We start from the raw sequence: 15,149 nt of genomic DNA, 5'->3' as shown, positions 1-15,149 counted from the left end.
ATTCTTGCTTTAGCTACATTATCTGTTTTGGTGCTTGCACTTTCGTATAAAATAACGCAAATTCTGGATTAAGGAAGGAAGTATAGGAAATAGAAGGCTTTTTGGATTTGATGGAATAGGAGATGAGAGTAGAAAAGATATGAACCAAGAAATCAACAGGGGATCTATGGCGAGTGTGTTCAATTTCTAGTCTATTTTTTAGGTAACCAAAAACAGTCTCAATGATAGACCTTTTTCTCAGTAAAATCTTCTCATTTAGCGAAATTAATGTATTTTTCATACCTTTTTTCACCTTGGTAACAAGTTTCAAACCTCGGTCAAACAGCTTCTGAAAAAGCTCTTTTGCAATATAACCTTTGTCACCAAACAAAAGGCCGGTTAATTTTTCCGTCAAATTTGGCACAGGTATCCTATCATCAACATTGCCTTTTGTTAGCGTAAGTGCATGAATTTCACCATTTTCATTGATTACCATATGTAATTTGAAACCAAAAAACCAGCCGTAAGTACTCTTGCTTAATTTTGCAATTCCAGCAAAAACTTTGTTTTTGGATATTCTTTTTGCATGACAAACTGCAATGGGAGTTGTGTCTATATATGAAATTCCAGTGTTTTCTGACTGTCCACAAAGCCAATGCAACAACATTGCTAAATGCCACAAAACCCTAGGCTTTAGAGCAACAAACCTGGTATATGAAGGCAACTTTGGAAACTCTGATTTGTAGAGCAACGTTAGGTAATGTAGATAGAAAGTTTTGAAATTTTTACACGGAGATTGTTGATATAGCAGGATTATTGTCATGATTTCAGAGTGCTCAATTTCCGTTGTTCTTGTGGGTTTTTTACCATTTGGCAGTAGTTTGCCTGCAAAATTTTTCTCTATATCTCTGCAAAAATCATCGACCAAACAAAACAGTTTTGTTATATCTTCCATGGGTAACCTCATCTATTTTTTTATAATTGCTGAGTTTACCCTGTTTTCTGCCTTTTCTATTCTCCTTTAATCCAGAATATTTTAAGGGAGTATATATTGATTTGATGAGCAAGATTAAAAAGCTATTACCCCAAAAAACATCAAATAACTTACATAAGTTTGATTCGACGATCATAAATTTATCGGGATATCTCATAAAAGATGGGCTAAAAATAGGCGGTAAAAGTAACGACAGTCAAGTTAAAGTGAGTGTAGGATTAAAGGATCAATTGCCGACAAGTATAAGATTTTGTAAAGGACAAGAAGAAAGTAGTGAAGATATGGCATTAGTGAGAGCAATTAATGAAGCTAAAGTTGAAAAAGAGGATATTTTATTATTTGATAGAGGAATCAGAAAAGTTGGAACTTTTGCCGAATTTGATGAAAAGGAGTACAAATTTATCACAAGAGTTAAAGTAGGAAGAAAACATGATGTTATAAGCAGGAACAAAGTTATAAGAGAACAAAAATCGGATGGATCAGAGATTTTAGAAGATATAATAGTTAATCTTTATCGTGCACGAGGTAAAGTGGCAGAAAAGCATGATCTACGGCTAATAAAAATCAGAAATAAAATTGGAGATGAAATATGGTTTTTGACAAACTTGTTTGAAATGCCAGCTTATGAAGTAACAGAGCTATATAGGCGCAGATGGATATAGAAGTGTTCTTTAAATTTATAAAGCAAAATCTTGGATATAAGCACTTTTTAAGCCATACTATGAATGGCATGAAGGTGTATATTTACATGATTATTATTACGGCTTTGTTATTTCTTGTTTATAAAATCAAAAATAATCTACATGGGTTCAAAATAGCATTACTGCAATTCACATTGGATCTAAATGACTCTTTTATACGTTCGATTGTTTTACTGTCGGGAGGTAATTTACATGCCGTTGATCATCTCATATCACGTTATTTTTGATACTTTCAACACTTATGCCCAGCGCCCCTATGATGTCATCCCAGTGCTTGACACTGGGATCCAGAAGACTTAATTTCAACCAAGTGGCTGCATAATAAGGACTATATTCCAGACTGGAATGACATCATAGAGGCACTGGGATGACAAAAAAAGGAGCACTGAACTTGTCAAGGAATTTTATGGCCTAGCGTCACGCGCTGGAATGACATCATTTACATTTATCACTTTTGCAGATACAATTTACATGCTATAATTGAGTCTTCATAGATGGTAAATTGGAGTGCAAAGAAGTAAAATTAAAGTAGAAATAAAAAGATTATCACACGGAGAAGACTTGTCTCTTCCATGTTATGCAACTACGCAGAGTGCTGGCATGGATCTTTATGCTGCATTGAATGATTCTGCTGTTTTAAATCCACTTGAAAGATTACTTGTTCCAACTGGAATTGTGATTGCAATACCAAACGGTTTTGAGGGGCAAATCCGCCCACGTTCTGGTCTTGCTGCAAAACATGGAATCACTGTCTTAAATTCTCCGGGCACTATAGACTCTGATTATCGAGGTGAAGTTAAAATTTGTCTAATTAATCTAAATAATCAGCCATACGAAATAAAAAGAGGAGATAGAATCGCACAAATCCTTATTTCTCCTGTATCTCAGGTAATTTGGGATGACAGAGAAGAATTCTGCGCAGAAGAAACCGGTCGCAATGCAGGGGGCTTTGGCTCAAGCGGCAGGTAGCTTACGAAAAATCTTGACTATGACAGTTTTTTTATTTAAGCATATTAATATTTGAGGTCGTTTATGCTAACTTTCAAAAATCACTGTGGTCAATTCCACAAAACAAATACTGCACTTGTTGCACTTACTTCTTTGTATGTCATAGGCGCAGCAGTAGCACTTTCAGCACCATATTGGGTGTCTTCAAACTTGCACGCTTGCTCCACTTGCAGCTTTTGCAGCTACACCACTTGGAATCGGTATATTAGCAATTGTTGCTGTTGCACTGGTTAGTTCAGCAATGTACGCTATCAGCAAAAACAATGAAATATCTGAGTTGAGAGCTCCGAAGATTGTTGTTAATAACGATAGAAAAAACGGTAAAGAAACAGCATTGCTAGTAACAAAAGACACATTTAAGGAAATGGCAAGGAATAACCAAGTTAAAGATGAAGAAGGTAAGGTAGAAAAGGGTAAATATTATATAGCCTTCAGCTTAGAAGGCAAGAACTACCGTATTATTGTTGATATTAATCAGCTTGCCAATACGCTAGGCAATACTTTACTCTTCGAGATAGGTTCACTAAAAGAGAAAAATGATGAAGGTAAGTTCGAGGCAGTAAATGAAACAAAGTGGAATAAAACATTAGGTTTAGACAAAGATGGTGCTAAAGGGGTTAACACTTATTTAGGCTCACTGATTGTTGAACAAGTTGCTTCTAAACAACAAGGAAAAGAGGCAGCATAGCCAAGTGAAATAAAAGAGGTAGATTAAGTCTGCCTCTTTGTTTTTTTGATTTTCAGTGTTACGCGCATAACTGCATGGATGTTGCGATTCTCAAGGCAACGTATCTGTTTAGATGCATGGCTAATGCTGAAACAAAAATTCCAGTGTTCCCTTTCTTGTTATCCCAGTGCTTGACATATAACTGTACGAACATTCATTTTTGAAGGTAAATTGCACAACAGATGATGTCATTCCAGTGCTTGACACTGGAATCCAGAAATTTTGCTTATAACTGAGCTGATGAGCTAAAGGTAGTTGTCTTACGCTAAAATAAACGTTTTTAATTAAGTTGAATAGAAGCTGGCCCAGTGTCTGGGCACTGGGATGACACCCCACTGGTGGCCCAAACTACAATGTTCGTACAGTTATGTGCTTGACACTGGGATCCAGATTGGGCACTAAGTTGATAAACACGAAAGCCTTTACAACGTTTTTGATGGAACTGTGCGAAAGGACTGGATCCCAGTGTCTGGGCACTGGGATGACAGGAGATAACGCAAGAAGTCTATTTTTGATGAGGTTACATGGAAGCCAGTGTCAGCTACTCAGATGACACCTTGTGCTTGCTGGTTATAACTGCTAAGGATTTTTATTTAATTTAACTGCATCTTTTGCTTTATCTAATAACCCATTAATAAAACCAATTTCGCTTGGTTTATCAAGCAAATCAGATGCAATGTTAGTATACTCATTGATAACAACTGGAACTGGTGTATCACAATTAGCTAACTCACATATTGCAACGCGCAAGATAGATAAGCTTATAAGATTTAACCGTGAGAGGGACCAGCTTGGGTGCAAGTAAGACTCTATTATTTTATCATATTCTTCACTGCTTTTTATAACCTTATATAACAAGTTTTCTAAGAACTGATGTTCAAATTCTTCACATTCAAATATATCTCTCAACTTACTTATGTAGTCCTTAAGCTCACAATTTTCCAGTTTAAAAGTGCTTTTGTTGTAACCTACGAAAATATTTGAATAAGCAATTTGTACAGCAAGAAATCTTGCCGTGCTTCTTTTTATGCGCCACTTTTTATCTACTGGTTTTTCCTCCATTATTTTAATTTATTGTGTAAATCTATCATATGCAAAACAGTTGAGGCTGCATGGCCACCAACGTTCTTTTTGTTTTTGTCAGCTCTAACTAGTGCTTTATCTTTGCTGTCAGCGGTAATTACGCCCATACCAAGGGGCATTGCATAATGCATAACAACTGCATTTAAGCCTTCAATTACTCCTTTACAAACATATTGATAATGATCAGTTTCACCACGAATTACGCACCCAAGAGCTAAATAACCGTCATAATTAGTATGCCCACTCTTGACTGCAAAAAGAATTGTAGCTGGTATCTCAAATGTACCAGGAACCTCAACTACATCGTAACTGGCATTACTGCCTTTTAATTTATCAATTGCACCTTCAAGCAAAAGGTTCGCTATTTCAGTATAATAAATCGAATTAACTATTAGTATTTTCGACATTCACTACCACTTTTTTCGTTAAAAACAACTTTATTAATAATTGTTGAATTAAAGTTATAATATTACTAAATATCCAATATATTACCAGGCCGGCAGGAAAAGAAGAAAAAATAAAGACAGAAATGCAAGGTAAAAACTTCATAACATTTACTTGAATATCATCTTTGCTGGTTTGATCTTTTTCACTTAGCTTCTGCTGGATTATCATAGTAATACCAAAAACTATAGGCAAAATGCCTATAGAAATAGGGAAATTGTAATTAAACAACCCAAATAATGTAAAAATGTTCGTTGGATCAGGAGCTGAAAGATCTTTAACCCATAAACAAAAAGGGGCGTGTCTCATCTCTATAGTAACAAATAATACTTTATATAAAGCAAAAAATACCGGTATTTGTATTAGCATAGGAAGAATGCTTGACATTGGATTTACATTATTTTTCTTGTATAATGCAATTATTTCTTTATGCTGCTTTAAATTATCATTTTTATATAGTTCTTTTATACGAGTTACTTCAGGCTGCAGGCTTTTTACCTTAAACATCGAAATATATGATCTAGTAGATAAGGGAAGCATCAAAAGTTTGATTACTAAAGTCAGCAATAATATTGCTAAGCCAAAATTCTTTAAAACGAAGTTAAAGTATTCAAGCAGTAAAAACACTGGTTTAGTTATAAAGTAAAGAACACCAAAATCTACAGCTTTATCAAATAAAGGTATATTGAGAGTATCCTTATAAGAATCCAGTAAATTCAACTTTTTTGCTCCAGCAAAAAAATAATTCACATTAGAAACGCTTGCACCAGGAAGTATGCTCTTGTAAGGTTTGACAAAATCTACTTGGAATTTATCAGTATTATTAACGTTTGTGTGTTTAATGCTTACATTTATTTTATCGGATTTCTCAGGTATGATGGCTGTAAGCCAGTATTTATCAGCAAAACCAAACCAATTTTTTTCACTCGTGCTTGCTTTTACTAAATGTTTTTTGGAAATATCCTTATATGTCCACTCCTCTAGTTTATTATCAAATGCACCCAGTACTCCTTCATGGGATATCCAATAAGATTCGTTGATATTGTCACGTTTACGGTTAATTTTACCATAAGGAACCAAAACTACATTATCTTTTGTGTTATTTTCAACAATCTGCTCAATTTTAAACATGTAGTTATCGTCAAGGCTAATTTTCATTTTAAACACAATGCCATTCTCATTGTCCAAAAATAAAATCACCTCTTTTTGATTGAGTTTATCTGCTTGCCAGACTGTCTTAGAATCTGGAATTTTAATCTTTTTATTCGGATCGAGCCACCCAAATTCTGCAAAATATACATTTTTTGATTCTGCAGGTGACAGTAACACCACTTGTGGAGAAGAAGAACTCGGTTCTAAGTGGTAATTAGTTAAAATTAAGTCATCAAACCTTGCACCTTTCAGAGAAATTGATCCTTTAATCATGTTATTGGTTAAACTAACCCTCTGTTCTCGAGTAGAATTAATAATTTCAGAACGATTTTGGTGTATTATAGGAGCAAGGTCGTTAAAAGATTCGATATGTTCAATATTTTCAATCAATGGCTGATTTTGGTTTGCATTAAAAAAATTATCATAAATAATGCGCCAAGATACCATGATCAACATGGAAAGGATAGCTGCTAAAATTAAACTTTTTGCTTCTGACATGAAATTAAATCAAACATATCTTCTTAAAGTGTATACTAAATATTGTACTAAAACAATGAAATTTACTTATTTTTAATAATAACTTTTAACGCTGATCTTTAAAATTTATTTTAATAGCTTCAAATTTTAACAATATGAACGCGGTGAAAAATCTAGTTATTTGGTTGCTAATAATAGCCACTACTGCAATGCTTATTGATTCACAAAGGGACAAACTAAGCGACAGATTTCTCAGTACTTTCTTACCATATAAAGGAAGAATTCAAAATAGTGGTCAGAATAGTGGAAGTATCGAATTTACGAAGTCATATGATGGACACTTTTATATTCAGGCTCAAGTCAATGATCGCAATATAACGTTTTTGCTTGATACCGGAGCAACCGATATTGTTCTATCACAAAAAGACGCATTACATGTTGGTATTAACTTACAAAACGTTCAGGATTTTAAAATATATGAAACTGCGAAAGGTCAAATAAAAGCTGGTGTTGTTCACATCCCTCAGGTAAAAATAGGGAATTTTTTAGTTAATGATGTACAGGCGAGCGTTAACACTCATTCTATGTCTCATTCACTACTTGGAATGAGCTTTTTAAGATATTTTCATTTCACTATAAGAGATAATAAGTTGATATTATACCGCGACTAAACACTTCTACAATCTAAAGCTCTGTAGGTCAATATAGGAGCAGAAATAAATATTGCAGAACAAGTGCCAATCAAAATACCAAAAAAAATGATCAAGCTGAAGTCTTTCACTGCATCTGTGCAGATTAATGCCAAAGGAAGAGCAGCAAGAAGGGTTGTACCCGAGGTTAATATAGTGCGAAATAATGTAGCGTTGATACTTGCATCTACTACCTCACTCATCTGCCCACTTTTACCACTCTTGCGATATTCTCGAATTCGATCGTATATAATTACTGAGTTATTGATTGAATAACCAATGACAGTGAGAAGGGCTGCAACTGATGAAATATTAAACTCAATGCCAGTTAGGCTAATAAAACCAACAGTTAAAATCACGTCATGAATCAGTGCTGTTATTCCACTGAATCCACATTGCCAATTAAATCTAAACCAAACGTAAAAAAATATTCCAACAATTGCGATCAACATGGATAACATTCCTTCAAATATTTGTGTTGAGCTTATTTGTGGGCCAACATAGTCTATTTTACGATAGCTTATTGAGCTCCCCAGCTTTTCTTCTAGTATGCTTTTTATCTTTTTGATTTTATTTTCGTCTCCCTCATCTTTAAAACGCATGACTAAATTATCACCCGCTTTTGAACTCTGCACTGTAAAACCATTTTCTTTTAATGCATCGAGAATAGAGTGATTCTCATCTGAAGATTTTATCTCTATCAAAATTCCGCCTGCAAAGTCTATGCCTAAGTTCACTCCACGCAGCACAACAATGAGCATTGAAAAGATGATAAGAATAATGCTAACGAGTGCAGTCAAATCCCTATATTTACTAAACTTGATATTGAGTTTATCTGGAATGAGTCTAAGTGCCATGCTATTTACTTAAACTTGAATTTTATATACTTTTCAAAAAATTCACTAGTTTATTTTGTGGTTGGACTTCTCTGTCATTCAAGTAGCTGACACTGGGTTCCATCCAAAAGGGTGTCATCACAGTAGCCCCTTCGGTGTCATTCCAGTCTGGAATCCAGAAAAAAGAATGGTGTCATCCCAGTGCTTGACACTGGGATCCAGGTTGCTCACAAGCAAACTAGCATAGAAAGTGGTTACAACGTTTTCGATGAGATTACATGGAAAACTGGATCCCAGTGTCAAGCACTGGGATGACACCCTAGTAGAAATCGCTTTTGTAATTGCAACATTCGTGCAATCTTTAGTTACAAATATTTAAGAAATTTACCAAACGAAAAAAAAGGCAAAAGAAGCCCTAGTCATTGTCTATTTTCAGTATTGGCGTTTTTTAAGTCTTAAACACTGCAATTTAGCTGCTTTTAAATGCAACTCACCTTAGTTTAAATGTTTAAGAAATTTACTAAGCAGAAAAAAAGGCAAAAGAAACCCCGTGTTAGCTAGTTGTCACTTTCTAATCCTGCAAATTGGCGTACTATACTGTCTTAAACGACTTATAAGCGCGTTTCAGCTTATACAGGTAAAAACCCAGAAATGTTGTGAAGAGATAAGGTGCACATAGTGCAAAAAATTAAAAATAAGACGCCAACTACGTTGTTTTTTTGCTGTTTAATCTGCACAGATGAAAATAACTGAATACCTTCAGTACCATGATAGGGGGGCTGGCGAAGGGTGTCAAGTAAGTTTTTTCGTTATAGTATAAAACGCGAATTCTGGATTAAAGGAGAATAGAAAAGGCAGAAAACAGGGTAAACTCAGCAATTATAAAAAAATAGATGAGGTTACCCATGGAAGACATAACAAAACTGTTTTGTTTGGTCGATGATTTTTGCAGAGATATAGAGAAAAATTTTGCAGGCAAACTACTGCCAAATGGTAAAAAACCCACAAGAACAACGGAAATTGAGCACTCTGAAATCATGACAATAATCCTGCTATATCAACAATCTCCGTGTAAAAATTTCAAAACTTTCTATCTACACTACCTAACGTTGCTCTACAAATCAGAGTTTCCAAAGTTGCCTTCATATACCAGGTTTGTTGCTCTAAAGCCTAGGGTTTTGTGGCATTTAGCAATGTTGTTGCATTGGCTTTGTGGACAGTCAGAAAACACTGGAATTTCATATATAGACACAACTCCCATTGCAGTTTGTCATGCAAAAAGAATATCCAAAAACAAAGTTTTTGCTGGAATTGCAAAATTAAGCAAGAGTACTTACGGCTGGTTTTTTGGTTTCAAATTACATATGGTAATCAATGAAAATGGTGAAATTCATGCACTTACGCTAACAAAAGGCAATGTTGATGATAGGATACCTGTGCCAAATTTGACGGAAAAATTAACCGGCCTTTTGTTTGGTGACAAAGGTTATATTGCAAAAGAGCTTTTTCAGAAGCTGTTTGACCGAGGTTTGAAACTTGTTACCAAGGTGAAAAAAGGTATGAAAAATACATTAATTTCGCTAAATGAGAAGATTTTACTGAGAAAAAGGTCTATCATTGAGACTGTTTTTGGTTACCTAAAAAATAGACTAGAAATTGAACACACTCGCCATAGATCCCCTGTTGATTTCTTGGTTCATATCTTTTCTACTCTCATCTCCTATTCCATCAAATCCAAAAAGCCTTCTATTTCCTATACTTCCTTCCTTAATCCAGAATTTGCGTTAGAAGGGCGCTGGCAGAGTTTGTCAAGTAAGTTTTTTCGTTTCTATTCCCAATAAAAGTTTGTTATATGGTTATACAAGAAGTTTAATACTCATAGTTTCAAGCATATACTGAAATATTTCATTAGCTATAGCAACATCTTGGCGTGGGGCTTTGCCGTGTTCTATAAACACAGAGATTGCATAGCGCGGGTTATGGTAAGGGCCATAGGCGATAAATAACTTATGACTTTCGCCCTTAGAGTTTATTTCTGGTGTACCGGTTTTGCCGGCAATTTGTATACCGCTTAGCCCTTTCTTATAGGTTCCAGTTTTAGAATTCACCACATCAAACATAGCTTTTCGAACTATGCTAAGATGCTCACAATCCACATCAATATCGGGAAAATCTTGTATTGTTTCATTCATCTTAATGCGGGGAATTACCTCTTTTCCTGTTGCAATCCTCGCTGCAAGAACTGCAAGCTGTAGTGGTGTTGTAAGCATATACCCTTGTCCTATAACTAAGTTGATAGTGTCACCTAAATACCACTGCGAATATAGCTTTCGTGTACGCCAATCTCTATCTGGCAACAACCCTGGAGCTTCTTCTTTAAACGTTCCAATCAGTGGCCCACTTCCAATACCAAATTTTCTGGCCATTTCTACCAGAGAGTCTACACTTATTTTTTTCCCTATATTATAAAAGTAAGTGTTGCATGATAATGCCATTGCCTCATTTAAAGATACATACCCATGGACTTTACTTCTCAAGCAGCGAAATTTCCGCTCACCTATTTTCATATAGCCCTTACACGAGAATTTTTCTTCTGGTGTGATTATTCCGTCCTTTAAGCCTGCAAGCGCAACTATGATTTTAAATATTGAACCAGGTGGAATTTGATACGACAATGCACGATTCACAAGCGGCAATGAAGGAGCATTCAAGCTCTCCCAAGTCTCATTTGATAGCCTGCTAGCAAAAAGATTATTATCGTAAGAAGGTGAATTATATAATGCTAAAATTTCTCCATTATTTACATCAATTACCACTGCGGAGCCTTGGTGATCTTTAAATACCTCTGCGGTTTTCTCTTGCAGATTAATATCAATTGTCAGTTGTACATCTTGTCCGTCTTGTTGTGGTATGCTTGATAATTCTTTTATGACGCGTTTTTTAGAATTTATTTCCTGCTCAGATTTTCCTGACTTGCCTTTCAATATATGATCATATGTATATTCAATACCGCTGATTCCTACTTCGCTTATGCCTTGCTGTCTTTTTGTATATCCGATTACATGAGAACACATTGAACCAAACGGGTAATAACGTTTATAAAGAGCAGTTATTTTTTCTGACGATTTTGCTATTTTAGACTCGACTTCTGATAATGTCTGCAAATCAACTTCCTTACCAGAACCATCAAACAAAACAACATACGAAATTTTGTTTACCGCAAGTTCAATGCTATTCCTATCTAAAATTTTGCCCCGCTTAGGCATAATAGTAGCAACTCTTATTCTATTACTATTAGATAGTGCTTCGTACTTTTGTCTGTTTCGTATTTGTAAATTATATAACCTGCAACTAAAAACCGCAGAAATGGTAAGCTGAATACCACCTAATATGAATGCTCTGCGGTTAAAGACTTTGTTTTTTGTCCACATAACATTCCTTCAAAACGCACTTTTTCCCCCTCTTTTATTGTTACACTTCTGGCTTTTACCGTATTACAAACCCTTTTTTCCCACTCACTTAAGGTCACAAACTTATAACCTGATTTTTTTAGTATTTTAATAATATGAGGTAAAGCTTCAATTGTGTTTGACCTGTTATTGTGATCATGAAACAGTATAACTGCTCCATTATGTACATTACTTAAAACTCTTTCAACTAAAGTTTCTGGCTTATCACCTTGCCAATCTAGCGAATCAACTGTCCATAATATTGAATACATATTTAATTGATCAGTATTTTCAATCAGATTATCGTCATAACATCCATATGGCGGACGAAACCATTTTACATCTTGTTTTATTGCATTTTTAATTGCTGTATTTGTCTTTTCTAGTTCTTGCAATTGTTCCTCACTTGAAAGTGATGTCAACTTCCTATGCGACCAAGAGTGATTGCCTAACTCATGACCTGATTCATGAATTTTCTTTACTATTTCAGACGTTTTTTCATTTATACGTTCACCAAGCACAAAAAATGTTGCTTTTGCTTCATAGCTTTCCAGAACATTAATAATATCGTTTATTCTATTGTTGGAAGGCCCATCATCAAACGTAAGCGCAACAAACTTATCGTCGTTATTCAATAATTTTTTTATATTACTTAAATTTCTATATGATAGATCCAGATTACAACTGAGCCCACAGTATGGTAAATTAAAATTACAATCACTACAAAAAGCCGTACTTGAATATAGTAAGAAAAAAGTGATTATCCTTATAAACATTTGTAATCAGCAAAGTGATAGAATACTACACTTTTTTGCTAAGTTAAGCCATCTTTAATTGCTGTAGCCTTTACTTCATCGCTTCTTTAATATATTGTATTAACAATTTTATATAATATATTATGATTGCAAATATAAATACCGTTGCGCTTCAGGGAATTAGCACAGTAAATGTCAATGCACAAATTCATATGGCAAATGGTATTCCAGCTTTTAAAGCAACAAGGACAACATTGCAAATTTAGAGTTCAAAAGGGTTGTTCCTCGAGAACTATTGCGTCAGAAAGCTGGCGCTGAATTTGTATATAATGTTGACCTTGGAGGTTTTTATGAATAATAGTGAGAGAAAAGAAAAATTGGAAACTCGTATTCTATCAAGCAGAGGCAGGTCTTTATTGGATCACGAGCTACTAGAACGTACTCTGTCTGGATATGCAGAAGGAAGAGAAATTGCCAAAAGGCTAATGGAGCTCTTTAGTAGTTTAGGAAGGGTAATTAATGCTGATTTTCATGAGCTAAAAAATGTTACAGGAATGAATGATGGAGCAATAGCAAGTATCTTTTGTCTGAAAGAGATTTTTGATAGGATATTGAAAGGCAAGTTAAAAAAGCTGTCGATTCTTGATAATAGAGAAGAGCTACTAAAATACTTTAAAGCAGCAATAGGGCAGTCACGAAAGGAAAGCTTACGAGTGGTATACTTAGATCGAGGTGGTCATTTAATATATGAGTATATTCAAGACTGTGGAACTATAGACAGAGTACCTCTGTATGTGAGGGAAATAATAAAACAGGGATTACTGATTGATGCAGCATCTGTTGCAATTTCACATAATCATCCAAGCGGAGATATAGAACCATCAAAGGAGGATGAGGATAACACACTCACATTAGCTGCAACCTGCGAAAATGTAGGAATGAAATTGATAGATCATATAATCGTAACACAGAAGAGCCACTTTAGTTTTTATGACAGTGGCTTATTGTAATCTGTAACCCGGAAGGAAAGTTCTCTAGCTTTCCTTCTTTTTTTTCCACTTTATGAATTAAGAAATTCGCTGTAAGCTTGAACAAATAAAATTAGCAATGAAAGGTGGAATTAGGCAAAAAAATAAAGGAACTTAGGTTATACTGTGGTTTGACACAAACTGAATTAGGAAAAAGAATAGGTGTTTCATATAGACAGATACAAAGGTACGAAAATGGTTCGAATTACATTTTAGCCAGTAGACTATATGACTTAGCAAAAGCCCTATCGATAGATGTTGCTAACTTTTTTACTGATATGCACGCTGACTCACATGAAGCTTACGATGAAGAGGTGTTAAAGTTAGTCAAAGGATATAATGAAATTAAGAGCAAAAGGTTGCGTAGTGTAGTTTATATGTTAGTAAAATCTTTTTCTCAAAGTTACAATAAGAGTTAGTATTTCTTTAAAAAATGGGTATGCAACATCCTATTGATAAACAAATAGGTGAAAGGATAAGGAAAAGAAGGCTAATGTGTGGTTTTAGCCAAAGAGACTTAGGAAAAAAGCTTGGAATTTCATTTCAGCGTATACAAGGATATGAAACTGGAGAAGTAAGGCTTGTAGTTGATAGGTTGTATAATTTGGCAGAAGCTTTGTCAGTTGATATGTCATATTTTTTTACAAAAGCCTCTGAGGATTTACATGATAAGGCCTTCCATAGCGATACAAGTAGTAAAGAAATATCAAGGCTAGTGAGGGAATACAGGAAAATTAAAGATGGAACGTTGCGTGATATTATTCATTCAGTGATAAAGGCTCTTACTAATAACGCGAATTCTGGATTAAAGGAGAATAGAAAAGGCAGAAAACAGGGTAAACTCAGCAGTTATAAAAAAATAGATGAGGTTACCCATGGAAGATATAACAAAACTGTTTTGTTTGGTCGATGATTTTTGCAGAGATATAGAGAAAAATTTTGCAGGCAAACTACTGCCAAATGGTAAAAAACCCACAAGAACAACGGAAATTGAGCACTCTGAAATCATGACAATAATCCTGCTATATCAACAATCTCCGTGTAAAAATTTCAAAACTTTCTATCTACATTACCTAACGTTGCTCTACAAATCAGAGTTTCCAAAGTTGCCTTCATATACCAGGTTTGTTGCTCTAAAGCCTAGGGTTTTGTGGCATTTAGCAATGTTGTTGCATTGGCTTTGTGGACAGTCAGAAAACACTGGAATTTCATATATAGACACAACTCCCATTGCAGTTTGTCATGCAAAAAGAATATCCAAAAACAAAGTTTTTGCTGGAATTGCAAAATTAAGCAAGAGTACTTACGGCTGGTTTTTTGGTTTCAAATTACATATGGTAATCAATGAAAATGGTGAAATTCATGCACTTACGCTAACAAAAGGCAATGTTGATGATAGGATACCTGTGCCAAATTTGACGGAAAAATTAACCGGCCTTTTGTTTGGTGACAAAGGTTATATTGCAAAAGAGCTTTTTCAGAAGCTGTTTGACCGAGGTTTGAAACTTGTTACCAAGGTGAAAAAAGGTATGAAAAATACATTAATTTCGCTAAATGAGAAGATTTTACTGAGAAAAAGGTCTATCATTGAGACTGTTTTTGGTTACCTAAAAAATAGACTAGAAATTGAACACACTCGCCATAGATCCCCTGTTGATTTCTTGGTTCATATCTTTTCTACTCTCATCTCCTATTCCATCAAATCCAAAAAGCCTTCTATTTCCTATACTTCCTTCCTTAATCCAGAATTCGCGTTTATAAATGAATATTTCTCTCAAGTTCCCTACCATTGTTTGGATCTTGGTTATTTTGGAGAAGAAAATCTTG

The 15,149-nt window shown here is 34.8% G+C and carries 18 protein-coding genes and 1 pseudogene; 11 read left to right on the top strand and 8 right to left on the bottom strand.

The features are described 5' to 3' along the window. Positions 1-13: 13 nt before the first annotated feature. Positions 14-934: an IS982 family transposase gene (locus OPR17_RS00885; RefSeq protein WP_265021781.1), complete on the bottom strand. Its 921-nt coding sequence runs from the start codon at positions 932-934 to the stop codon at positions 14-16. Next, positions 897-1,046, bottom strand: coding sequence for a hypothetical protein (locus OPR17_RS00880; RefSeq protein WP_265021431.1), 150 nt, complete (start codon positions 1,044-1,046; stop codon positions 897-899). The genes OPR17_RS00885 and OPR17_RS00880 overlap by 38 nt, the downstream gene beginning before the upstream one ends. Here OPR17_RS00880 and OPR17_RS00875 point away from each other — a divergent pair. The 4 genes from OPR17_RS00875 to OPR17_RS00860 all read left to right on the top strand — a co-directional run bounded on the left by OPR17_RS00875 (position 1,039) and on the right by OPR17_RS00860 (position 3,962). Further along, positions 1,039-1,635, top strand: a complete 597-nt coding sequence (locus OPR17_RS00875; RefSeq protein WP_265021432.1) for a transposase — start codon at positions 1,039-1,041, stop codon at positions 1,633-1,635. The genes OPR17_RS00880 and OPR17_RS00875 overlap by 8 nt on opposite strands. Positions 1,636-2,181: 546 nt before the next feature. Beyond that, positions 2,182-2,643, top strand: coding sequence for a dUTP diphosphatase (gene dut, locus OPR17_RS00870; protein WP_265021780.1), 462 nt, complete (start codon positions 2,182-2,184; stop codon positions 2,641-2,643). 280 nt (positions 2,644-2,923) lie between these two features. Beyond that, positions 2,924-3,370 (top strand): hypothetical protein, encoded by a 447-nt coding sequence (locus OPR17_RS00865; protein ID WP_265021779.1) that lies wholly within the window; start codon positions 2,924-2,926, stop codon positions 3,368-3,370. 442 nt (positions 3,371-3,812) lie between these two features. Next, the gene (locus tag OPR17_RS00860; RefSeq protein ID WP_265021778.1) at positions 3,813-3,962 is read left to right on the top strand and encodes a hypothetical protein; all 150 of its coding nucleotides are present in this window, start codon (positions 3,813-3,815) and stop codon (positions 3,960-3,962) included. Positions 3,963-3,988: 26 nt separating this feature from the next. Here OPR17_RS00860 and nusB read toward each other — a convergent pair whose 3' ends face one another. The 3 genes from nusB to yidC are packed head-to-tail and all read right to left on the bottom strand — an operon-like array spanning position 3,989 to position 6,586. After that, entirely contained in the window at positions 3,989-4,471 is a 483-nt protein-coding gene (nusB, locus tag OPR17_RS00855; protein ID WP_064125037.1) for a transcription antitermination factor NusB, read from the bottom strand. Then, on the bottom strand, positions 4,471-4,899 hold the full coding sequence (locus OPR17_RS00850) for a 6,7-dimethyl-8-ribityllumazine synthase (protein ID WP_265021777.1): 429 nt from the start codon (positions 4,897-4,899) through the stop codon (positions 4,471-4,473). Before OPR17_RS00850 ends, nusB begins: the two co-directional genes overlap by 1 nt. Then, positions 4,877-6,586: a membrane protein insertase YidC gene (gene yidC / locus OPR17_RS00845; RefSeq protein WP_265021776.1), complete on the bottom strand. Its 1,710-nt coding sequence runs from the start codon at positions 6,584-6,586 to the stop codon at positions 4,877-4,879. Before yidC ends, OPR17_RS00850 begins: the two co-directional genes overlap by 23 nt. A 134-nt stretch (positions 6,587-6,720) precedes the next feature. Here yidC and OPR17_RS00840 point away from each other — a divergent pair, with 134 nt between their 5' ends. Further along, positions 6,721-7,236, top strand: coding sequence for a TIGR02281 family clan AA aspartic protease (locus OPR17_RS00840; protein ID WP_265021775.1), 516 nt, complete (start codon positions 6,721-6,723; stop codon positions 7,234-7,236). On the opposite strand, the gene secF is transcribed toward OPR17_RS00840, so the two are convergent. After that, complete coding sequence (gene secF / locus OPR17_RS00835; protein WP_265021774.1) at positions 7,233-8,111, bottom strand: protein translocase subunit SecF; 879 nt, start codon at positions 8,109-8,111, stop codon at positions 7,233-7,235. The genes OPR17_RS00840 and secF overlap by 4 nt on opposite strands. 884 nt (positions 8,112-8,995) lie before the next feature. On the opposite strand from secF, the gene OPR17_RS00830 reads away from it, so the two are divergent. Then, positions 8,996-9,931: an IS982 family transposase gene (locus tag OPR17_RS00830; RefSeq protein ID WP_458694340.1), complete on the top strand. Its 936-nt coding sequence runs from the start codon at positions 8,996-8,998 to the stop codon at positions 9,929-9,931. A 15-nt stretch (positions 9,932-9,946) separates the two neighbouring features. Here OPR17_RS00830 and OPR17_RS00825 read toward each other — a convergent pair whose 3' ends face one another. After that, positions 9,947-11,521, bottom strand: a complete 1,575-nt coding sequence (locus OPR17_RS00825) for a penicillin-binding transpeptidase domain-containing protein (RefSeq protein ID WP_265021773.1) — start codon at positions 11,519-11,521, stop codon at positions 9,947-9,949. Next, a complete protein-coding gene (locus OPR17_RS00820; RefSeq protein ID WP_320109856.1) occupies positions 11,476-12,315 on the bottom strand; it encodes a polysaccharide deacetylase family protein in 840 nt (279 codons plus the stop codon). Before OPR17_RS00820 ends, OPR17_RS00825 begins: the two co-directional genes overlap by 46 nt. Positions 12,316-12,437: 122 nt before the next feature. Between OPR17_RS00820 and OPR17_RS00815 the strand changes: the two genes are divergently transcribed. From OPR17_RS00815 to OPR17_RS00795, 5 genes and pseudogenes are all read left to right on the top strand, one after another. Then, positions 12,438-12,560, top strand: a complete 123-nt coding sequence (locus OPR17_RS00815; RefSeq protein ID WP_255317433.1) for a hypothetical protein — start codon at positions 12,438-12,440, stop codon at positions 12,558-12,560. Positions 12,561-12,644: 84 nt separating this feature from the next. Beyond that, positions 12,645-13,304, top strand: coding sequence for a JAB domain-containing protein (locus tag OPR17_RS00810; RefSeq protein WP_265021771.1), 660 nt, complete (start codon positions 12,645-12,647; stop codon positions 13,302-13,304). A gap of 149 nt (positions 13,305-13,453) precedes the next feature. Further along, positions 13,454-13,741 carry a helix-turn-helix domain-containing protein gene (locus OPR17_RS00805; RefSeq protein ID WP_220468131.1) on the top strand — a complete coding sequence of 96 codons (288 nt, stop codon included), beginning with the start codon at positions 13,454-13,456 and terminating at the stop codon, positions 13,739-13,741. Positions 13,742-13,761: 20 nt separating this feature from the next. Then, on the top strand, positions 13,762-14,235 hold the full coding sequence (locus OPR17_RS00800) for a helix-turn-helix domain-containing protein (protein WP_265021770.1): 474 nt from the start codon (positions 13,762-13,764) through the stop codon (positions 14,233-14,235). Continuing rightward, positions 14,198-15,061, top strand: a pseudogene (locus OPR17_RS00795) (IS982 family transposase); the annotation flags it as partial. The gene OPR17_RS00800 and the pseudogene OPR17_RS00795, both read left to right, overlap by 38 nt. Positions 15,062-15,149: the final 88 nt, after the last annotated feature.

It is taken from the genome of Wolbachia endosymbiont (group A) of Icerya purchasi (assembly GCF_947251635.1).
Classification (GTDB): domain Bacteria; phylum Pseudomonadota; class Alphaproteobacteria; order Rickettsiales; family Anaplasmataceae; genus Wolbachia; species Wolbachia pipientis.
Note: the sequence above shows the minus strand (reverse complement) of the source record. Positions and strands in the feature narration are given on the sequence as shown.